Origin of the sequence: Paenarthrobacter sp. NPDC089307 (genome assembly GCF_040685055.1) — a bacterium.
GTDB lineage: Bacteria > Actinomycetota > Actinomycetes > Actinomycetales > Micrococcaceae > Arthrobacter.
Window position 1 is genome coordinate 1 of record NZ_JBFBHE010000005.1, and the last position, 21,243, is coordinate 21,243.

Sequence of the window (21,243 nt, forward strand, 5' to 3'; positions counted from 1 at the left end):
AACAGACACAACCACACCCACCGGAAATAACGGTAGAACGCGGCTGCACAAAATTCGAAACCAGCTGAAAACCAGACCACCACACACGGGGGTGCGCAGCAACCTGGCATAAATTCAACCAATCAAAAAACAATCGGTATCAACAAACTTGGCACACTATTGAGTTCTCAAACAACAGGTCACTAATCCAGAGCAGTACCACCACCAACCCCACAGGGCCACTGGATCGCTCCGGAGCAACTTTTCAAACTTACCGGCTGCCTCTCACCGAGTCAAATCGGCAAGCTTGACCTGAAGTTCCTTGCGGTTTTCTTGTCAGCTTGCGATCTCTACTCGTGGAGCAGCGCGGGTATTAACTATACACACACTCTGCCGAGTTGGCAAAGCCCCGATCTGGCGTGCTCATGAGCCACGCCTTCTGCGCCCGGAGCACAGGGCGCAACACCGTCGTCCAGCCAGTCGCGCCGCCGACCGGACGCCGGCCGCCGCAGCCTGGAACCGCCGTCGAACGTCTCGCGCGAGTAAAAACGGCAACGCCCCTCCACCACAGTGAAGGAGCGTTGCCGGGAAACATCAATTACGTGAGCGAGGATCGGGCCCAAGCACGCGGGATGTGATGGAGCGTGGAGCGGGCACTACACCGCCGGCGTGAACCAGGATGCTCCGAGCGGCGGAAGCGTGACGGACAGCGCGGCGGGCTGACCGTCGGTGCCCGGCGTCGAGGCCTTCAACGAACCGGAGTTGACCACACCGGAACCTCCGTACGTTTCTGCGTCGGTGTTCAGGACTTCAGTCCACTCCCCCGCCTGCGGAACTCCAAGGATGTACTCGTGGTGCGGAGCGCCGGAGAAGTTCACCGCGCAAACCAGTGGCTTACCGTCGCGGCTCCAGCGGATGAAGGTCAGGACGTTGTGGTCCGCGTCCCCTCCGTTGATCCACTGGAAACCGGCGGCGTCGTTGTCCTGCTCATAGAGTGCAGGAGTTGAGGCATAGACCTCGTTGAGGTCCTTCACCAACAGCTGCAGGCCCCGGTGGGCCGGGATGTCGGCGAGGAACCAGTCCAGTCCGTATTGCTCGGACCACTCCGATTCCTGGCCGAACTCGCTGCCCATGAAGATGAGCTGCTTGCCCGGGTGTGACCATTGGTAGGCGAAGAAGGCGCGAAGGTTGGCCAGCTGCTGCCAGCGGTCGCCCGGCATCTTGCGCAGCATGGAGCCCTTGCCATGCACTACCTCGTCGTGGCTGATGGGCAGGAGGAAGTTCTCCGTGAACGCATAGACCAGCGAGAAAGTGACCGTGCCGTGGTGCCACTTCCGGTTGACGGGGTCCTCGGAGATGTACTTGAGGGAGTCATGCATCCAGCCCATGTTCCACTTGAGCCCAAAGCCCAGGCCGCCATGGTTGGTAGGTGCTGTCACGCCGGGGAATGCCGTGGACTCTTCAGCGATGACGATGGCCCCCGGGTGGGATTTGTAGACGGTGGCATTGACTTCCTGCATGAACGAGATCGCTTCAAGGTTTTCCCGGCCACCGAATTTGTTCGGGCGCCACTGGCCCTCTTCACGGGAGTAGTCCAGGTAGATCATGGAGGCCACGGCGTCCACGCGCAGGCCGTCAATGTGGAACTCCTCCAGCCAGTACAGCGCGTTGGCCACCAGGAAGTTGCGGACTTCACTGCGTCCGAAGTCGAAGATCAGCGTTCCCCAGTCGGGGTGTTCGCCCAGCGCGGGATCGGAGTGCTCATACAGCGGCTGGCCATCGAACTGCGCCAGGGCCCATGAGTCCTTGGGGAAGTGGGCAGGCACCCAGTCCAGGAGGACACCGATGCCGGCCTGGTGAAGGGAGTCCACCAGGAAACGGAACTCATCCGGGTGCCCGAAGCGCGAAGTCGGGGCGAAGTACGACGTCACCTGGTAACCCCATGAGCCACCGAACGGGTGCTCGGCCACCGGCATGAACTCCACATGGGTGAAGCCAAGCCACTTCACGTACTCCACAAGTTCCTTGGCGAGTTCCTTGTAGCCAAGGCCCAGGCGCCAGGATCCCAAATGGACTTCGTAGACGCTCATCGGGGAGTTGTGGGGATCCTTCTTGGCGCGGGCTGCCATCCATTCCGCATCCTTGAAACGGTAACTGGCGTCCACCACCCGCGAGGCAGTCAAAGGAGGAACCTCGGTCCCAAAGGCCAGCGGGTCCGCTTTCTCGATCCACTGGCCCGACTTGGTGAGGATCTCGTATTTGTAGCACGCCCCTGCTACAACGCCCGGGATGAAGAGTTCCCACACGCCCGAGGACCCCAAGGAACGCATGCCGTGGGAACGGCCATCCCAGCCGTTGAAGTCACCCTTCACGCGGACAGCCTGGGCATTCGGGGCCCAGACGGCAAAGGAAACACCATCTACATCGCTCAACGAGGACCGGTAGTGCTGGACATGCGCGCCAAGCACATCCCAAAGCCGCTCATGACGGCCCTCGCCTATCAGGTGCAGGTCCACCTCACCCACGGTAGGCAGGTAGTGGTACGGGTCATCGATGGTGACCGGTTCGACGTCGTACACCACTTCCAAGCGGTAGTCCGGCACGTGGCCGGTCTGCAGCGGTTCGAGGACCGCGGTCCACACACCGTGCGACTCATGCTCCATGGGGGTCCGGCCGGCCTCCGTGACAACGGCGACGGACTTGGCCAGGTGCTTCACCGTCCTGACCGTGACGTGGCCGTGGTCGTCGAGGTGGGCGCCGAGGATCGAATGCGGCGCGTGGTAAGCGCCGGCCGCCACGCGTTCCAAGGTCTCGGAGTCCACGTGCAGGGGAACTCGGGGCCGTTCGGTACGTGCTGAGCCAGTCATGTCATTACCTTCCGCTGTTGCTGCCGCATGCTTGCCGCGGCTTGTGTTGTCGAGGATTCGTCGCGATGCGTTAACCGGTATCGACAACCAGTCGGGCCGGTTACGCAGCTCGTACACCACCTCGTATAAGGCCTTGTCCAGCCACAATGCCACAAAGAGTGGCGACTGGCGGTCAATGGTTCCCGGGGTCACGTCGCTGTACCCCTCCAGGAACGCCGCGGCGCAGTCATCCACCCAGGTTTCGGGCACGCCGGCGGCAGTGTCTTCGTTTTCCCGCGTCGCCGCCCCGGCTGCGTAGTCGAACGAGCGCAGCATGCCCGTGACATCCCGCAGCGGAAGGTCGGGGGTGTTGCGCTCATCGATTGTCCGGAGCGGCTCGCCCTCGAAATCCAGGATGGCCCAGCGGCCCGGCTGCCCTTCGGCGCCGGGAACCCACAGGATCTGGCCCAGGTGAAGGTCTCCGTGGACACGCTGCAGCTGGCCCACGGCCCGGGGGTCCAAGGCCGCCAGCAGCTCCTCGAGGTTTGCGTCGTAGGGCCCGACGGCGGTTGAGGCCTCCGCCCACGACTGGCGGACGCGCCGGGCTACTGTGGCGATGATGTCCGGGCCCTGTTCCTGGCCGTCATGCGTTCCGAAGGTCTCCGCCAGCCTGGCATGAACCGTGGCAGTAGCCCTGCCGAGGCCACGTGCTTCCTCCGTGAAGTCCTTGCCGGCAGCGGCGGCGTCAACGGCCAGGCGCCAGGCGTCCTGGCCGCCGAGCAGGAATTCGTGCACGACCGTCAGCTCGCCGGTGGCCACTGCCGCTTCCGTCGCCCCCGCGTCCTTCGACGCCGGCCCATTCCACGAGCCCGTGATCCAGCCCAACGTCGCGGGAACCTCGCTGGTCCCGGCAGCCGTCAGTGCCGCGCCGAGTTCAACTTCGGGATTCCTGCCTGCCGAAAGCACGCGGAAGATTTTGACGATTGCCGCCGACTCGCCGTCGTCGATGATGACGGACGTGTTGGACTGCTCGCCCGAGAGGACCCGCACGGATACGGGCTTGCCCGGGAGCGGCACACGGCCACCCGTGAGGTGGCCACGGACCGAACCAACGCTCCCTTCACTCCGCATCAGTTCCAACCAGGCGGTGACGAACTGCGGATCGTACACCGCGTCGTAGACCAGCCGAAGGCCCGAACCGGGGTCCGTGTGCTCGCCCAAAAGCGCCGTAGGCGCGTCCACCAGCGGCTGGCTGTGGAAGCTCAACGGGACCTGGACGACGTCGGTCCGGGGACCGCCGTCTGCCGTCCTGTGGGTGACGGCGAGCAGCAGGACTTCCAGGACGGCGTCGCCGCTGCCCGGCAGCGTGAAGCCACCCACCTGCTCCAACGCAAAGTCCGGGCTCTTGACCGGGAACCAGCGTTTGCCGGGAAGCCAGGTCCGGAGAAGTCCTTCAATGGAGGGGTTCAAGTTTTCCTTGTTCATCTCATCCTTTGGAGGTCACCACTGGAATCGCCTGGGTAAAAGGCGACGAGGGATTGGAAAATGCCGAGCGGACGCGCAGCCAATAAAAACTGTGGCTGCCCAGCATCACGGTCAGATGACCGTTGTCACCGACGGCCGGGAAAGGCTGGCCGCCAAAAATATCGCGCAGGCCGCGGCCCGCGAACTCGGGAATATCCAGCGTTGCCGCCACCGGGTGCTGGGAAAGGTTGAAGACGCACAGAATGGTTTCGGCGTCCGCCCCTTCGGGGTTTCCCGCCGGCAGCTCCCGGACGTAGGCCAGCACCACCTCATGATCGGCTTCGATGTGACGGAAACCGCCAAGCCCAAACACCGGATGGTTCTTCCGGACACTGAGGATCTGCCGCGTCCACCGAAGCAACGAACCCGAGTGCGCGGCCTCGGCCTCGACGTTGGCCATGCCGTAGTTGTAGACCAGCGACTGGATCACTGGAAGGTACAGTTTGCCCGGGTCCGCCGAGGAAAAGCCGGCGTTGCGGTCGGGGTTCCACTGCATGGGCGTGCGGACGGCGTCGCGGTCATCGAGCCAGATGTTGTCACCCATCCCGATCTCATCGCCGTAGTACAGGAAAGGGCTGCCGGGCAGGGACAACAACAGCGCATTGATGAGCTCTATCTCGGCGCGGGAGTTGTCCAGGAGCGGCGCCAGGCGGCGGCGGATACCGATGTTGGCCCGCATGCGGGGATCCGGGGCGTACCAGCCGAGCATCGCGGCGCGTTCCTCCGCAGGCACCATCTCGAGGGTCAGTTCGTCGTGGTTCCTCAGGAAAGTCCCCCACTGGGCGCCCCGCGGAATTTCCGGTGTGTCCCGCAGCGTCTCGATGATGGGAGCGGCCTTTTGGTCGCGGAGTGCGTAGTACAGCCGGGGCATGATCGGGAAGTGGAAAGCCATATGGCATTCCGGGGCATCATCGGTCCCGAAGTACTCCACCACTTCGTGCGGCGGCTGGTTGGCCTCGGCGATGATCACCCTGCCCGGGTAGTTGGCATCCACCATCCGCCGCAGGTCCTGCAGGAAGGTGTGGGTTGCGGGGAGGTTCTCGCAGTTGGTGCCCTCTTCCTCGAAGAGGTAAGGGATGGCGTCGGCACGGAAGCCATCGATGCCCTGGTCCAGCCAAAACCGGATGACGTCGTAGAGGGCCTCGATGACCTTGGGGTTCTCGAAGTTCAGGTCCGGCTGGTGGCTGAAGAACCGATGCCAGAAGAATTGCCGCCGGATGGGATCGAAGGTCCAGTTCGATTCCTCGGTGTCAACGAAAATGATGCGCGCGTCCTGGTATTTCTCGTCCGTGTCGCTCCACACATAGAAATCGCCGTAGGGTCCGGTGGGATCCTTGCGGGACTCCTGGAACCAAGGGTGCTGGTCCGAGGTGTGGTTCAGCGGAAGGTCGATGATGACGCGTACGCCACGGGCGTGGGCCTCGGCAACGAGCCTTTTGAAGTCGCTGATGGTGCCGAACTCGTCCAGCACGGAGGTGTAGTCCGCAATGTCGTAGCCACCATCGCGCAACGGGGAATGGAAGAACGGCGGCAGCCAAAGGCAATCCACGCCCAACCACTGAAGGTAGTCCAGTTTGTCGATCAACCCTTGGAAGTCGCCGGAACCATCCCCGTTGGCATCCGCAAAAGCCCGCACCAGTACCTCATAGAAGACTGCCTTGCGGTACCACAGCGGATCATGCTGGAGACCGGGGGCATTCAACTCGAAGGTGTTCTTCGGAGTGAAGTACTGGCTGGGGTTCTGCGGAGAAAAACTCACTAAGGCTGCCTCCGGATGCTCAGGACGTGGGCCGGCTCAACGTGGGCATCGAGCCGGACGTAGTTGTGTTCGCCCCACCACCAGCTCTGTCCGCTGATCAGGTCATCCACGCGGAACAGCCCGTCTTCGTTGAGATCGGACGGATCCAGTTCCAAGGCGGCCAGGTCCAGTGAAACCGTGCTTTCGCGGGCACTGTGCGGATCCACGTTGACCACCATGATCAAGGTGTCCTTGGTGCCATCGGGCAGGGTCTTGTGCTTGGAGTACACGATCGTGGCGTCGTCGGTGCTGTGGTGGATGGTCAGGTTCTGCAGATCGCCCAAGGCCAGGTGGTTCTTGCGGATGGTGTTGAGCCTGGTGATGTACGGCGCCAAGGTGCGGCCCGATTCGGCTGCGCCTTCCCAGTCCCGCGCCTTGTACTCGTACTTCTCATTGTCGATGTACTCCTCGGCGCCGGGCCGGGCGACGTGCTCATACAGCTCGTAGCCGGCGTAGACACCCCAGAGCGGGCTGGCCGTCGCGGCCAGGGCGGCACGGATTCGGAAGGCCGCCGGTCCACCGTATTGCAGGTACTCGGTGAGGATGTCCGGGGTGTTGACGAAGAAGTTCGGGCGGAAGTAGGCCGGGCTTACGTGGCTGACCTCGTGGAAGTACTCCTCCAGTTCGGCCTTGGTGTTCCGCCACGTGAAGTACGTGTAGGACTGCTGGAACCCGGCCCGGCCCAGGGCGTGCATCATGGGCGGGCGCGTGAAGGCCTCCGCCAGGAACACGACTTCCGGGTTCTTCTTGTTGATCTTGCCGATCAGCCATTCCCAGAACCACACCGGCTTGGTGTGCGGGTTGTCCACCCGGAAAATCTTCACGCCGTGACTGATCCACAGCTGCACGATCCGCAGGATTTCCTTGGAGAGGCCCGCGGGATCGTTGTCGAAGTTCAGCGGATAGATGTCCTGGTATTTTTTCGGCGGGTTCTCGGCATAGGCGATCGAGCCGTCAACGCGCGTGGTGAACCACTCCGGATTCGACGTAACCCAAGGGTGGTCCGGAGCGGCCTGCAACGCAAGGTCCAAGGCGACTTCAAGGCCCAGCTCGTTCGCGCGGGCCACGAAAGCATCGAAGTCCTCGAACGTTCCCAGCTCCGGGTGGATGGCGTCGTGGCCGCCGTCCTTGGAGCCGATGGCCCACGGTGATCCGGGATCCTGGGGGCCGGGAGTCAGCGTGTTGTTGCGGCCCTTGCGGTGCTGAAAGCCGATCGGGTGGATGGGCGGCAGGTAGATGACGTCGAAGCCCATGTCCGCGACGGCGTCGAGCCTCTTGGCCGCGGTGCGGAAATTGCCGGAGGTCCACACACCGGTGGAGTGGTCCAGTGCGGCACCTTCCGAGCGCGGGAAGAACTCGTACCAGGAACCGCGGCCGGCGAGGTCGCGCTCCACCTGCAGCGGGAACTGCTCGGAAACGGTCACCAGTTCGCGGATCGGAAGGCGTTCGACGGCGGCCTGCACCTCCGGGCTGAAACCGGCGCCAAGGCGCTCCTCGGCAGACTTGGTGGTGTCCGCGAGCGCGACGGAAGCGGCTCGCAAGGTGCGCTTTTCAGCACCAGTGCGTCCGGCGTCGTCAGCTGCTCCGGCAAGGAGGGCCGCGCCCTCGGCGAGCATCAACTCAACGTCGATGCCGGCGCCAACCTTCACTTCGGCGTTGTGGTGCCACGTGCCGTAGCGGTCATGCCATGCCTCGATGACGAACGACCAGGCCCCGGTGCCACTGGGCGTGATCCGGCCCTCCCAGCGGTCAAGGCCCTTCCACTGCTCGCCCTGGGCCGGGGTGAGCCGCACACGCTGGCGCTCCCTGCCCCGGGGGTCAAGCAGCACGGCGGATACGCCCAGCTGGTCGTGCCCCTCACGGAAGACCGTGGCACCGACCACCAGGTCCTCACCGGGCAACGCCTTCGCCGGGAAACGGCCACCCTCAACCACCGGCTGCACGGCGGTAATGGGGAACCGGCCGAAGCGAAGTCCCTCGGTGATGTCCGTGGTCGTCTTGGATTTCAGAACGGTGGTGGTTCGCGCAGTTTTCATCACAACCATGACGTTAGCGACAAAAATCACAGAATGCTAAGCAAACGAGGTTTCTCCTCGACGCAAGATGACTTTTACCTAAAAGAAACCCAATGCAGTTCCGACTGCCATGCGAGTCCGTTAGTGTGGCGCTCGTGAAGGCTATTCGAAGGTTTACAGTCCGTACCGTCCTCCCCGAGCCCATCCGGCCGCTGGCCCGATTGGCAACCAATTTGCGCTGGTCCTGGCACCGGCCAACACGGGAACTTTTCGCGAGCATCAACCCTGCTCTCTGGGAGGCCGCGCAGCACGACCCCATAGCTCTTCTGGGGTCCATCAGCCGCGAACAGTTACAGGACCTCGCAAACAACGGCGAGGTAGTGGAACGGGTCCAGCACGCAGCCGAGGATCTGGACCGCTACCTCAGTGAACCGCGCTGGTACCAGGGCCTTGGCGAGGATGCGCCGGCCTGCATCGCCTACTTCTCCCCCGAGTTCGGCATCACCGAAGTCCTGCCGCAGTACTCCGGCGGCCTCGGCATCCTGGCAGGGGACCACCTCAAGGCCGCTTCGGACCTCGGCGTGCCACTGATCGGCGTCGGACTCCTCTACCAGGCCGGCTACTTCAAGCAGTCCCTGTCCCGCGACGCCTGGCAGCAGGAAACCTACCCCGTGCTGGACCCCGACGGCCTTCCCCTGACCCTGCTCCGCCACCCGGCCAAGGATGGCGCCCAGGGCAAGCCCGTCCAGATTTCCCTGCCGCTGCCCAACGGCCGCGAGCTTCACGCGCACGTATGGCGCGCCGACGTCGGACGCGTTCCGCTGCTGCTGCTGGACTCCAACGTCCCCTCGAACGACGAAGCCGCGCGAGGCATCACCGACCGCCTCTACGGTGGCGGTGGCGACCACCGCCTGCAGCAGGAACTCCTACTCGGCATGGGTGGCGTCAAGGCCCTTCGCGTCTACCAGGAACTCACCGGCACGCCTGCGCCCGAGGTCTTCCACACCAACGAGGGGCACGCGGGGTTCCTGGGGATCGAACGCATCCAGGAAGCCATGTCCGATTCCAGCGATCCCCTCACCTGGGAAGAGGCCCTGGCTGCGGGCCGTGCGTCCACCGTATTCACCACGCACACACCCGTGCCGGCAGGCATCGACCGTTTCGAGGCTCTCCAGATCAAGCACTTCTTCGACGCCGGACTGGCGCCGGCAGTGCCCACCGAACGCATCCTGGAACTCGGCCGCGAAAACTACGACGGCGGCAACCCTTCCGTTTTCAACATGGCCGTAATGGGCCTGCGCCTGGCGCAGCGCGCCAACGGTGTGGCAAAGCTGCACGGCGTGGTGTCACGCGAGATGTTCGCCGGTTTGTGGCCGGGATTCGACCACTCCGAAATTCCAATCACCTCCGTGACCAACGGCGTCCACGTCCCCACCTGGGTTGACCCACGGATTTCGTCCTTGGCGCGGCACCAGTTCGGTGCCGAAGCTGAAGCCATGGGCCGCTGGGACCTGGCCTACAACGTCAGTGACGAAGACGTCTGGGGTCTGCGCCGTGAACTTCGTGCACAACTCATCGACGACGTCCGACGCCGGCTCCGGGCTTCCTGGAAGAAGCGCGGTGCCGCTGATGCCGAGTTGGGTTGGACCGACTCCGTTCTGGACCCGGACGTGCTCACCATCGGCTTCGCGCGGCGCGTCCCCACCTACAAGCGGCTCACCCTCATGCTGCGCGACCCCGCGCGGCTCAAGGCCCTGCTGCTGGATCCGAAGCACCCCATCCAGCTGGTCATCGCGGGCAAATCGCACCCGGCCGATGACGCGGGCAAGAAGATGATCCAGGACCTGGTCCGCTTCACCGACGACCCCGAGGTCCGGCACAGGATCGTCTTCCTGCCAAACTACGACATCGCCATGGCACGGACGCTGTTCCCTGGCTGCGATGTGTGGCTCAACAATCCCCTGCGTCCTCTGGAGGCCTGCGGTACGTCCGGCATGAAGGCTGCCATCAACGGCTCGCTGAACCTCTCCGTCCTGGACGGCTGGTGGGACGAGATGTACGACGGCGAAAATGGCTGGGCCATCCCCACCGCCAACAACGGCGCATCTGCCGACGAACGGGACGACATCGAAGCGTCGGCACTGTACGAGCTGCTGGAGACGCAGGTGGCACCGCGGTTCTATGGAACCACTGTCTCCCAAGGCGCAGGGGCCGCGGGACCGTCCGAGTCCAGCCACGAAACCGTGCCGACGCACTGGGTCTCGATGATCAAGCACACGCTCGCCAACCTGGGCCCTGCCGTTTCAGCCGAACGGATGCTCCACGACTACGTCAACAACCTCTACTGCCCGGCCGCGGTTTCCGGGCGCAGGGCGGTCGCAGAATCCTTCAAGGAAGCCAAGGAACTCGCGGCCTGGACGTCCAAGGTGCGCAGTGCTTGGCCCGAGGTCGTGGTTGAACACGTTGACTCGGTGGGCGTATCCGAGGAACCGCAAGTGGGCGACAGTCTCCAGGTCAACGCGTACGTGGCGCTTAACAACCTGACGCCTGACGACGTTTCCGTGGAAGTGGCCTTCGGCCGCGCGGAGGAATCGGACGAACTCGAGGACATCGTGGTGGCGGAACTGGGCTCCGTGGAGGACCTCGGCAACGGGCGTCACCTCTTCAACGGGTTCCTGGTCATCAACCGCTCGGGTTCCTTCGGCTACACCGTCCGGGTGTTCCCGAAGCACTCGGCGCTGGCTTCCAAGGCTGAACTGGGGTTGATCGTGAACGCCTGAGCCCGATGACCCGCTTTCCGTTTTTGGTAACAACGGAAAGCGGGTCGTCGACGTTGGAGCAGGACACGAGGACGTTAGTCCTATGGCATTTCAGGGCGTGCTAGCCGCGAATGGCAATAGCTGGATCCTTGCGGCTGGCGACCCAAGCAGGGTAAATGGCGCTCACAATACCGGTGGCCGTCCCCAGAAGGATTCCCACCAGCCATAGCCCTGTTGGCAACACAGGTGGCCATGCTTGGATCCAAGACACATAAAGCGTCGTGATGGTTCCGATGATGCCGCCAAGTGATCCCGCTGTTATTCCAACGATGAAGCCCTCAAGGATGAAGGATCTGCAAATGAGCCATCGGCCTGAGCCGATCGCTCGTCGTAGGGCTATTTCGGCCGACCGGTTTTGGACGGTCAGGTACATCGAGGAAGCCGCAGTGATAGTGGCCAGGAGCATCAGGACGAGTGATAACAAAGCGATGAGTGACCCGAGATCGTTTGAGACACCCTGCCTGATCGACTGAATATCGGCTGTGACGTCGACCTTTGCCTTACCAGGGTCGCTGGGCGAGTACGCCAGTGGTGCTACTTGCGCGATCGCCCCTGAGAAGCCCTTTTCGGTTCGAACCTGAATTTTAAGGTCTGCCCTGGCGACTGCACGCATGATACTGGCGTCTACGAATACGGAGTTGGAGTACTCAGGGAAATCAGGACCGGGATCGAATACACCAATAACCGGAACAAGTCGGTCCTCGACCCATAGACTCGCGCCCACCACAGGCCCGGTTTTCATGCTGAACGGTATGTTGAGGGCCGTCGCCGCCTTCATCGAGACTACTGCGAGTGGTCCAGTTCGTGCGTCGTCCAAGGCACTCCAACTGTTCTGGGGAATCAGCTTGATGCCAAAGTCCTTGAAGTAGTTCTTAGAGGAGCAATGAAGTGATAAGGGCGTTTCAGGTTCAGGCTCGGAAGGTCCAACGCTGGTAACTCGTACGTCTGCCGGAACTGCTGAGTACACAAAGGACGCCCCAACTACGTGAGGAACGCGGGCAATGCGGTCTACCCCGGCACGAAGCCCATCGAAATCGTCCCGGAGCACAGAAGGTCCGTCTCCGACGGAAATGGCCAGCCTGTCTTGTGACGCGATCGCCAGCCGATTATTTATGGCATTCGAAGTCGTCGAACTAATTCCCAGGGCACCCGTCATCCCGCCAATACCAATCGCAAACGCAAGAATTAGGAGCATTGTTCGGAGGGTCCGGGCGGACAGCGCGGTAAGTGCATCACCCCAATCGTCCATGAGTGTACCGGCGACGCGAGGCGCCCATGGCTGCCGTTTTAGCACAAGTAAAGGCTCCGGGTTGGCCGAAGTCTTAGATGGCGGCTTCGGATGACTACCGGTTCCGACGTCGCTCTTGATTCGACCATCCCGGATCTGAATTCGGCGGTCCGTTTGGTTCGCTACTTCCGGATCATGGGTGATGACAACTACGGTGACACCCTCGGAGTTGAGCTTCCGAAGGTATTCCATGATGCGTCTGCTGTTGTTGGAATCGAGATTGCCTGTTGGTTCGTCGGCGAGGATGATTCGCGGTTGCGTCGCAATTGCGCGTGCTATTGCGAGCCGTTGTCGCTCGCCACCTGACAGAAGCTTCGCTTGAACCCTGTGCTTATGCTCCAGCCCAACGAACTTCAACGCGTCCAAGGCACCCGCTGCGCGCGCGTCCATGGGCACGCCCTGAACCCGCAACCCGATAGCAGCATTGCTGATTACGCTATCGTCACCGAGAACGTGCGAAGACTGGAAAACAAACCCGATTACGTGAAGTCGCACCCTGTCAAGGCTTTGCTCTGAAGCGAATTCGACCACCTTTCCACGAATAGCGAGTCGGCCTGAACTGGCCCTGTCCAACAAGCCCATGATGTTCAAAAGCGTTGATTTCCCGGACCCTGAAGGGCCCACTATGGACACGAACTCACCCGCTTCAATTTTCAGTGAGACGTCAAGTAGTGCAGGCGACTCGGCACCCGGATATGTGCGCGATACTCTTTCCAAGCTGATGTCGAATGCGCCATCAGAGCCTGTGTCTTTCGCTCTAGCTTCGGGGGCCCCTGGTCGCGAAATAGTCACGATATCTGGACCTCGTCTCCCGGGCTTAGATCACCGGAAACTGCGGCGAAACCTCCCCCTGACCGAAGAACGGTGACGCGGACACGTGTAGTGGGGACCGTTGAAGTTGCGTTACCGCCCGAGGTTCTGAGGACGTAGGTCCCTTCGGCATCCTGTCGAATACCGGATAACGGCACGGCGAGGGCCTGGGCGGCACTACCCTGACCAGCCACAGTGACGCTCAAATTGGGAATAAACAGGGCCAGATCCGCCCTCGTTGTCGGCTCGACCGTCACGGAATGTCCCGCACGTTGCCCATTCCCAGCATCGGTGAATGGGCCTACTCCAGTTATCCGTCCAACCAATTGCTTATCCGATACCCTTACAGTGACCTGTTGCCCCGGCTTGAGTGATTCAGCTTGCTGGACCTCAGCGACAAACTCAACGTAGTTGTCTTCGGCCTGGAACGTGGCGAGGGGGTTTTGGGCCGTGACTTTCTGCCCTATGTCCAGGGCGGTGGATACGGTAACGCTGGCTACGGGGAGGGTTAGTAGTTGCTTGAAGGGGATTGTCAGTGCGGGAGGATTCGAACCGTCTGATGCCGGTTTTTCCGGTGTAGCTCCAAGTTCGACTTTGTGGCTTGTCTCCGTGGGCATTCGTCCGCTGCTCAAGGTGAATCCCTCGCTGGCAAAGAAAGAAGATGCAGCTTCCAAAGTGGCGATGTCTATGTGACCAGTTTCGCGGGTGAGGTACCCCATTTGGTTAAATGCCCGCTGCAGGGCCAACACGTCATCTCCCTCGTCTCCTTGTGAGAGATCGCGGTACAACGGGAGTGGACCCGGCAAAACGAAGTAGGGCTTGCCAGAAACCACACCCACAAGATCGCCCCACTTCAACGTAGCTCCCGCCTTAAGGGTTTGCCGCACGACAATCGGTTCTTGCCCCTCCAAGTCGATGAGGATCGGCACTGTGGGGCCAGCCTTTACGACGCCAGCAAACGTCAGGCGGTCGTCGACGATGCGGTTTTCAACCTTTGCATAGACAGGAACTTCAGCCATGGAGTTCTCGGGCCGAATAATTTCTGATTGATCAAAGATGCGGCCAGACACCAAGCCAACCCCCGCGGAAACGACTGCGGTCGCCGCCAGAAGGACGATCAACCACCGTCGCGAGAGCCGGCTCAAGACAGCGGTCGTCGCCGGTTCCTCGTGGGGCGGCTGAAAATCATTCACTGCGTCTCTTTCAACAACTTCTCAGCGGCATCTACATACTTCTGACTCTTCTTCTTGAGTTCAGTAAGTACCGCTTCATTCTGCCTAATGAGCGGCAACTGGTAGCTCGCTTGAATATCACCGAGTGTTTGGGTGAGTCGCACTTCCTGATTGCATTCGGCCTCAATCGTGGCGAGTCTGACACCCTCAGCAGCGTCCGACTTCGACGGGTTACGTTGATCTGTCCTCCCCTGGAGATCAGCTGCCTGCTGGCTGGACCACTTCGCGTTGGTGGGGTCTTTCCCTGGCGTCAAGCCCGCCGCCGAGATGCAATCGTCCCAGTCGCCTTTTGCATTCTTCCAGGCATCAGTTTCTGAAGCCATACTCAAGCTTTGCAAGGCAATCACTGCCGCAGCACCCCCGTTCATCAAATCGTCTGGTGGAGTAATTTCATCCATCTTGCCCTTTTCACTCGCAAGACACTCGTACCTGGCCTTCCCCCATGGGCCTGCCTCATCGTGTTCCTGGCTCGATTGAGACTCTTCGCCAATAAGCCGAAAACCGTACTGTCTCACGCGATCGACGTTCCATACGCCGAAGTTCCGATTCTCTGCCTCCGGATAAGCGGTATTTGGATCATCGTGGAATCCGAACTTTTCCATGCAATCAGTCATGACGACTTCTCGAGCAAGAAGAATTCGCGACCGATCGCGTGCAGATATTCTGTATGCATCAACCGGGAATACAATCAGGGAGTTCTCGTAATCCAGATTCACTCTTCCAGATGGGTCCGGGGTGATTGAACTATCTGGAGACCCGGAACAGGCTGAAACAGCCAAAGTGATGCACATGGCCACCGCCCCGACCACGCATCGTGTCCAGCGCACCTTTCGTTCAGGAATTCTTCGCGTCACTACACCGCTTCCAATCTCACCTCTTGCACCTCGACAGAGCAGCCGGGCCTCTTCCCGGACAGCAACTTTGACCTGCCGATACTTTGATCGACAGGTCAAAGCATGATGCCAATCGCTCTAGGTCAAGCGACCGGTGTGTTAGGTTCAGCCCCGGTGAAAGCTGCTGATATTGTCATTCCACGTTCCCAAGAACGGCACATACCAACCCATGGCGCTGTAGTCGTTCGCGCTGCCGAAGCCAGCGCCGCCATAATTGATGTCCTGCCACCAGGTTACGTAGTAGCCAAAGTTCTTGACCGAACTTGCCTTGTTGTCAAACGACCCCATCCAAGTCGAATAGTCGGCTCCGTACGTAGCACCACCGTAGTTATTGTCTTCATAAAAGATACTGGCCTGCGCCGACTGGCTGGCGGCAAAGAGTGCTCCAGCGGACAGCGCAGCGACCGCAGCCACCCGTGTAATCTTTTTCATATCTTGATCCCCATTTGGCCGGTGCGTCATGAGGTCAGCAATTGACTCAGAGCGTTCCCCAATACGCAAGTGATGAGGCGCACAATAGCCTCGCGGCAAATGTAGCGCGCAACTCTTTTAATTTCAAACTTTTGAAATAATCAGAAAGTGAAACGAAATATTCGATTTTTCGCATCACGATTGGCCTGCACGCGCCACTTAAACATTTTTCGGGGGATGTAAAAACACAGGTGGGACCGATGCTCACTGCGTCTCACCTCGCCGTCTAGTCGCCTCGGCGGTTCTCTGTCCGGACGTCGGCCCGGACGACATGTAAGTCGGCGCAGCTAGTTTTGGAAGACTGCGATGACGGCCAGGTCACGGCCGGCGTAGCGCTCGGCGTCCTGAAGGATCTCGCAGACAACGCCGAAGGAGCGGTCCGTCCGGTAGGCTGCCGGGACCTGCCAGATCATGGTGACCGGGCCGCCGTCGTCCTCTGACAAGGCGTCCGCGTAGTCATGCAGGGAATCGTTCAAGGCGTCCAGGTTTACGCCGTAGAATTCGGGGAAATCGAGGACCTGGCCGAAGACTTCCAGCACCGACTGCTTGGTGTTGGCGGGCGGCACCAGGACGGTGCGGCGGCCGGCGTCGGAGACCTGTTCCTGAAGTTCCTCGAGGGTCCAGGTGTCTGCTGAGTAGATTTTCATGGGCTCCTACTTGCCTTCGACAATGAACGTGAACGACTCATAATGGTCCGGGGTGTAGTACTTGGCGCTGTCCTTGCCAACGATGATCCGCCGGGCTCCGCGGTCGGACTCCCCTGGCGTGGGCACGGTGTACTCCTTGTAGAAGCCGCCGGTCTTTCTGGGCAGCAGACCCTCAAAGTTGCCGAAATTCACGCCGTCACGGTCATACGGGAAGGGGCCCCCTGCGGCGATCAGGGCCAGGGTCTGGCGTGCTTCCTTGGGCAGCTGCGAGGCGTTGATCGAGGGCAGGCTGGAGGGATTCTCCACAGCCGTTGGGGTCGTCGTCCTGCCAGCTGGGGCGGCAGGTGACGTCGGCACGGGGCCACGCACCGGCGTCGTGGTCCCGACGCTGGGCCCAGGCGCTGAAGAGGGCGCCGTCAGCGCGCCGCCGCCCACCATCGCAACGACAAGCACGACGACGGCGATAACCAAACCCGCGAAAGCCACCAGTTTGCTGCGGCTGCGGTTCATGCGTAGTACTCCTGTGGGTTGGCGCCTAGGTGCGGTAAATGTTGATGGTATTGGCTTGCAGGATATCCCGCTCTCCGGAGGCCACCAGCGCACCCTTCCTGCGATCGTGCAGCACCGAGGTAGTGAACCGGAGTTCGAACATGCGCTTGCCGATTCCCGTTTCGCTCAGAATCTCCGGCAGCACCATCTTCACGTCGTGGTTGCTGCCGTTGACCACAATGAGGCCGCGGATTTCGCTGTCCTCGTGGCCCATCAGCAGCTGCACGGCACGGAGGCCGGGATCGTTCCAACGGGCCGGCGTCATGCGCTTGCCCTTGTCGTCAAACCACTGGAGGCTGGCATTGCTGGCTTGGCCCGGAAAACTCTCCGGCTGGTGCCGGAGGAACCAACGGCGGAGCCTGACCAGCTCCCGGGTGGTCCGGAACATGGCGTTGGCTTCCTGCGTGCGGCTCCAGTCCAACCAGGCCGTGGGGTTGTCCTGGCAATAAGCGTTGTTGTTGCCCTGCTGGGTACGGCCGATTTCGTCACCGGCCGTGATCATGGGAACGCCAATGGAAATCAACAGGGTTGCCATCAGGTTCCGGATGGACAGTGCCCGCGCCGCAACAATGGCCTCGTTCTCGCTGCGGCCCTCCGCGCCATGGTTGTAGCTGCGGTTGTCACCATGGCCATCGCGGTTCTGCTCGCCGTTGGCCTCATTGTGCTTGCGGTCGTAGCTGACGAGGTCCTTGAGCGTGAAGCCATCGTGGGCCGTAATGAAGTTCACCGACGCCAGGCGGGTGCGGCCCGATGATACGAAGAGGTTCGCGGAACCGGCCATCAGCTCCGCCAACGCCGCCACCGAACCGCCCTGCCCGCCGGCTTCCATGGCGGCACGGTCCGAGAGCCAGAAGCTGCGGACACCGTCCCGGAAGTGATCGTTCCAATCGGACCAGCCTTGCGGGAAACGGCCGGTCTGCCAGCCGCCGTAGCCTACGTCCCACGGCTCGGAGATCAGCTTGACCCCAGACAGGATCGGGTCCTCCGCAATGGCCTGCAGAAAGGGGTGCTGCGGATCAAAGGTATTGCCGGCGTCGCGGCACAGGGTGACGGCGAGGTCGAAGCGGAAGCCGTCCACGTGGAAGTCGCTGACCCAGTAGCGCAAGGAGTCCAGGGCGAGGTCCACCACCACAGGATCACTGAAATCCAAGGTGTTGCCGCAACCGGTGGTGTCCAGGTAACGGCCGTGGGCATCGTGGCGGTAGTAGCGCTTCTCCCCCAGGCCCCGGAAGCTCAAGGCAGGACCGTCCGGGCCGGCCTCGGCGGTGTGGTTGTAGACCACGTCCAGGATGACCTCGATCCCGGCCGCATGCAGAAGCTTGATCATGCCCTTGAGTTCATCCTGCACGGCGTGGGGGCCTGCGTTGCGGGCGGCCTCCGTGGCGTAATCGGCGTGAGGGGCAAAAAAAGCAGCGGTGTTGTAACCCCAGTAGTTGGTCATGCCAAGGTCCTGGAGGTGCGATTCATCCATGTGGAAGTGGATGGGCAGCAGCTGCACGGCGGTAATGCCAAGCTCGGTGAGGTGCTGGATCATCACGGGGTGCGCCATACCGGCGTAGGTCCCGCGCAGGTGCTCGGGAATGTCCGGGTGAAGCATTGTCTGGCCCCGGACGTGGGCCTCATAAATCACCGAGGTCCGCATGGGAGTCCGTGGTGGTTGGTCCTCGCCCCAGTCGAAGCCCGTATCCACATGGACGCTGGTCAGGAACTCGCCCCGCTGGTCGACGGCACGGCCGTAAGGATCGAGCAACAGCGGCTGCCGGTGGTCGTCGTCGAGGTCCACCGCCGGAACCGGCACCGGAAGCCCGCCCTCGGGTGGAGCCGCGCGGAAGCCATAGCGCGTCCCGGGCGGCATGCCGGCAACCAGCCCGAAATGCACGTCATTTTCCGTGTTGGGAAGGGTCTGGGCACGCCACGGCTCACTCGGTGCCTGGAAAACGATCTCAACCCGTTCCAGGTCCGGCGCAAAAACGGCCACGTTCACTTCATGGTTCTGCGCTCTCTCCGCATCGGAAAGACCGGGCTGGGGCGTGCTCAGTCCGAGAGGCCGTGGCCGCGACGCGTCGACGGCAGCTGCTGTGTCAAAAATAGGCATAACCATTGATGGCAAGTTTAGTTCCACGCCAGCTATGTGCCGCGCTTGCCGCCCATATGACGACGTTCGACGTACCGATTTGATTACTTGGCATACTGGGACGGAGACCAATTGGAGGTTCTATCGTGCGCGTGGCACTTGCCCAAGTCATCTCCGGCCGGGATCTGGCCGGGAACCTGCGGCTCCTGGAGGAGTACGCCCGCCGGGCCAAGGACGGCGGCGCTGAGCTGGTGGTCTTCCCCGAGGCAATGATGCGCGCGTTTGGGAACTCGCTGCTGGACATTGCCGAACCTTTGGATGGGCCGTGGGCCGCCAAGGTGCGTTCGATCGCCGATGAACTGGACCTGGTGATCGTAGCGGGCATGTTCACTCCGGGTTCACCCTCCGATTCCGGGTCCCCGCGGGTGCGTAATACGCTCCTTGCCACGGGCCCCGGCGTTGAAACCAGTTACGACAAGATCCATCTTTTTGACGCCTTTGGCTTCGCTGAATCGGACACCGTTGAGGCCGGTACAGAACCAGTGACGTTCGACGCCGGCGGCCTCACCTTCGGTTTGGCCACCTGTTACGACGTCCGCTTCCCGGCCTTGTTCACAGCCAATGCGCACCGTGGTGCCGTGGTCAACATCGTTTCGGCCTCTTGGGGAGCCGGGCCCGGGAAAGCCGATCAGTGGCAGCTCCTGGCCCGCGCACGCGCCGTGGACACCACCACGTTCGTCCTCGCGTGCGGCCAGGGCGACCCCGCTACCCAAGGCGTCGAAGCCAGAGGTGCCGCGCCCACGGGAGTCGGGTACTCCGCCGTCGTATCCCCGTTCGGCCAAGTCCTGGAAGCACTGGAAGGCGAGCCCGGGCTCATCTTCGCCGAGCTCGATGCCGCAGTGGTGTCCGACGCCCGCCAGAAGCTCCCGGTCCTGGCCAACCGCCGCGACTTCTAACCGGCGCCACCCAATTTCGCCGGCGCCACCCAATTTCGCCGGCGCCACCCAATTTCGCCGGCGCCACCGGGATTTAGGTGGCGTAATCCGGTATGCGTGGCCCCAAAGAAAACCCGCAGCGAAAGCACCCCGCCCGCCGGAACCGGCCCACGAAGCGCCCAGACAGACCGCCAAGCAACGAAAGGCGGCGTGGCCGTCATCCGGAAGCATGCGTCTAAGCGAGGAACGAGCGAGCATGCGGAGGATGACGGCCACGCCGCCTTACCAAGGATTACTTGGCGGAGCGCTGCCTCGAGACCTCGTAGAGCGAGATGCCCACGGCCATGGATGCGTTGAGCGACTCCATGGCGGAGTCGATCGGGATCGAGACGATCTGGTCGCAGTTTTCGCGGACCAAACGGCTCAGGCCCTTGCCTTCGGAGCCAACCACGATGCAGACAGGCTCGGTGGCAACCGTGAGGTCGGGCAGCGAGACGTCGCCGTCGCCGTCAAGGCCGAGGACGTAGATGCCCATGTTCTTGAACTGCTTGAGCGCGTTGTTCAGGTTCGACGCGCGGGCCACCGGCACGCGGACAGCGGCACCGGCGCTGGTCTTCCATGCGGACGCCGTGACGCCGACGGAACGACGCTCAGGCACGATCACGCCGTGACCGCTGAAGGCGGAGACAGATCGGATGATGGCGCCGAGGTTGCGGGGATCGGTGATGCCGTCCAAAGCCACGAAAATGGGCGCATTGGAGATGTGCCCCTTCTTCCACTTGTCAACCGTTTGCTCGGCGAGGTCGTAGGCGTCTTCGTATTCGTACGGCGGAATCTGGAGAACCAGTCCCTGGTGGACAGCGTCCTCGGTCATCCGGTCCAGCTCAGGCTTGCCGGTTTCGAGCAGCGGGATGCCTCGTTCAGCGGCGAGCTTGAGGGACTCCTTGACGCGGTCATCCATTTCGATGCGGATGGCTACGTGCAGGGCCTTGGCCGGGATGCCTGCGCGCAGCGCTTCCACCACGGAGTTGCGGCCGGTGACCAGTTCCTCGGTTGCCCGGCCCTTGGGGCCGGAGCGGGCGCCGGCGCCGCCGGGGCGGGTGCCCGGTCCGCGCTTGGCGGCAGAGCGCTCAGCCAGCTGCTTGTTCTTGTACGCCTTGTGGTACGTGCGGTCCTCCGCCTTGGGCGTGGGACCCTTGCCTTCCAGGGCCTTGCGGCCGTGGCCACCGGTTCCGGCGGTGGGGCCCTTCTTGTTCTTGACCGACCGGCGACCATTGTTGGCCATGAGATTCCATCCTTGATTTTGTGAGTATGTCTGGAATCAAGTCTACTGACCCGATGCAATTCGGCCGCAGCGGCGGTT

13 protein-coding genes are annotated in these 21,243 nt (G+C 62.0%); 2 read left to right on the forward strand and 11 right to left on the reverse strand.

What is annotated here, in order from left to right; all coding sequences use genetic code 11:
• Nucleotides 1–635: 635 nt before the first annotated feature.
• The 3 genes from AB0N72_RS12890 to AB0N72_RS12900 are packed head-to-tail and all read right to left on the reverse strand — an operon-like array spanning nt 636 to nt 8,192.
• Nucleotides 636–4,310, reverse strand: coding sequence for a 1,4-alpha-glucan branching enzyme (locus AB0N72_RS12890; RefSeq protein WP_363930779.1), 3,675 nt, complete (start codon nt 4,308–4,310; stop codon nt 636–638).
• Between the two features lies 1 nt (nt 4,311).
• Nucleotides 4,312–6,108: a maltose alpha-D-glucosyltransferase gene (treS, locus tag AB0N72_RS12895; RefSeq protein WP_363930780.1), complete on the reverse strand. Its 1,797-nt coding sequence runs from the start codon at nt 6,106–6,108 to the stop codon at nt 4,312–4,314.
• Nucleotides 6,108–8,192 carry an alpha-1,4-glucan--maltose-1-phosphate maltosyltransferase gene (locus AB0N72_RS12900; RefSeq protein ID WP_363931230.1) on the reverse strand — a complete coding sequence of 695 codons (2,085 nt, stop codon included), beginning with the start codon at nt 8,190–8,192 and terminating at the stop codon, nt 6,108–6,110. Before AB0N72_RS12900 ends, treS begins: the two co-directional genes overlap by 1 nt.
• Before the next feature lie 125 nt (nt 8,193–8,317).
• On the opposite strand from AB0N72_RS12900, the gene glgP reads away from it, so the two are divergent.
• Nucleotides 8,318–10,942 carry an alpha-glucan family phosphorylase gene (gene glgP, locus AB0N72_RS12905; RefSeq protein ID WP_363930781.1) on the forward strand — a complete coding sequence of 875 codons (2,625 nt, stop codon included), beginning with the start codon at nt 8,318–8,320 and terminating at the stop codon, nt 10,940–10,942.
• A gap of 100 nt (nt 10,943–11,042) precedes the next feature.
• Here the strand turns inward: glgP and AB0N72_RS12910 are convergent, their stop codons facing one another.
• The 7 genes from AB0N72_RS12910 to glgX all read right to left on the reverse strand — a co-directional run bounded on the left by AB0N72_RS12910 (nt 11,043) and on the right by glgX (nt 18,972).
• Nucleotides 11,043–13,061, reverse strand: coding sequence for an ATP-binding cassette domain-containing protein (locus AB0N72_RS12910; RefSeq protein WP_363930782.1), 2,019 nt, complete (start codon nt 13,059–13,061; stop codon nt 11,043–11,045).
• Complete coding sequence (locus AB0N72_RS12915) at nt 13,058–14,200, reverse strand: hypothetical protein (protein WP_363930783.1); 1,143 nt, start codon at nt 14,198–14,200, stop codon at nt 13,058–13,060. Before AB0N72_RS12915 ends, AB0N72_RS12910 begins: the two co-directional genes overlap by 4 nt.
• 68 nt (nt 14,201–14,268) lie before the next feature.
• Nucleotides 14,269–14,925, reverse strand: coding sequence for a hypothetical protein (locus AB0N72_RS12920; RefSeq protein WP_363930784.1), 657 nt, complete (start codon nt 14,923–14,925; stop codon nt 14,269–14,271).
• Nucleotides 14,926–15,309: 384 nt separating this feature from the next.
• Entirely contained in the window at nt 15,310–15,636 is a 327-nt protein-coding gene (locus tag AB0N72_RS12925; protein WP_363930785.1) for a hypothetical protein, read from the reverse strand.
• A gap of 326 nt (nt 15,637–15,962) precedes the next feature.
• The gene (locus tag AB0N72_RS12930) at nt 15,963–16,322 is read right to left on the reverse strand and encodes a barstar family protein (RefSeq protein ID WP_363930786.1); all 360 of its coding nucleotides are present in this window, start codon (nt 16,320–16,322) and stop codon (nt 15,963–15,965) included.
• Between the two features lie 6 nt (nt 16,323–16,328).
• A complete protein-coding gene (locus AB0N72_RS12935; RefSeq protein WP_363930787.1) occupies nt 16,329–16,832 on the reverse strand; it encodes a ribonuclease domain-containing protein in 504 nt (167 codons plus the stop codon).
• A gap of 25 nt (nt 16,833–16,857) precedes the next feature.
• Nucleotides 16,858–18,972 (reverse strand): glycogen debranching protein GlgX, encoded by a 2,115-nt coding sequence (gene glgX / locus AB0N72_RS12940; RefSeq protein ID WP_363930788.1) that lies wholly within the window; start codon nt 18,970–18,972, stop codon nt 16,858–16,860.
• A 119-nt stretch (nt 18,973–19,091) separates the two neighbouring features.
• Between glgX and AB0N72_RS12945 the strand changes: the two genes are divergently transcribed.
• Nucleotides 19,092–19,901 carry a carbon-nitrogen hydrolase family protein gene (locus tag AB0N72_RS12945; protein ID WP_363930789.1) on the forward strand — a complete coding sequence of 270 codons (810 nt, stop codon included), beginning with the start codon at nt 19,092–19,094 and terminating at the stop codon, nt 19,899–19,901.
• Nucleotides 19,902–20,172: 271 nt separating this feature from the next.
• On the opposite strand, the gene rlmB is transcribed toward AB0N72_RS12945, so the two are convergent.
• Entirely contained in the window at nt 20,173–21,165 is a 993-nt protein-coding gene (gene rlmB / locus AB0N72_RS12950) for a 23S rRNA (guanosine(2251)-2'-O)-methyltransferase RlmB (protein WP_363930790.1), read from the reverse strand.
• Nucleotides 21,166–21,243: the final 78 nt, after the last annotated feature.

Excerpts from the sequence above, each read along its gene's own strand:
- AB0N72_RS12930 (WP_363930786.1), bottom strand. The coding sequence starts at position 16,322 with ATGAAAATCTACTCAGCAGACACCTGGACCCTCGAGGAACTTCAGGAA.
- rlmB (WP_363930790.1), bottom strand. The coding sequence starts at position 21,165 with ATGGCCAACAATGGTCGCCGGTCGGTCAAGAACAAGAAGGGCCCCACC.
- AB0N72_RS12925 (WP_363930785.1), bottom strand. The coding sequence starts at position 15,636 with ATGAAAAAGATTACACGGGTGGCTGCGGTCGCTGCGCTGTCCGCTGGA.
- AB0N72_RS12900 (WP_363931230.1), bottom strand. The coding sequence starts at position 8,192 with ATGGTTGTGATGAAAACTGCGCGAACCACCACCGTTCTGAAATCCAAG.
- glgX (WP_363930788.1), bottom strand. The coding sequence starts at position 18,972 with ATGGTTATGCCTATTTTTGACACAGCAGCTGCCGTCGACGCGTCGCGG.
- AB0N72_RS12890 (WP_363930779.1), bottom strand. The coding sequence starts at position 4,310 with ATGAACAAGGAAAACTTGAACCCCTCCATTGAAGGACTTCTCCGGACC.
- AB0N72_RS12920 (WP_363930784.1), bottom strand. The coding sequence starts at position 14,925 with ATGACTGATTGCATGGAAAAGTTCGGATTCCACGATGATCCAAATACC.
- AB0N72_RS12935 (WP_363930787.1), bottom strand. The coding sequence starts at position 16,832 with ATGAACCGCAGCCGCAGCAAACTGGTGGCTTTCGCGGGTTTGGTTATC.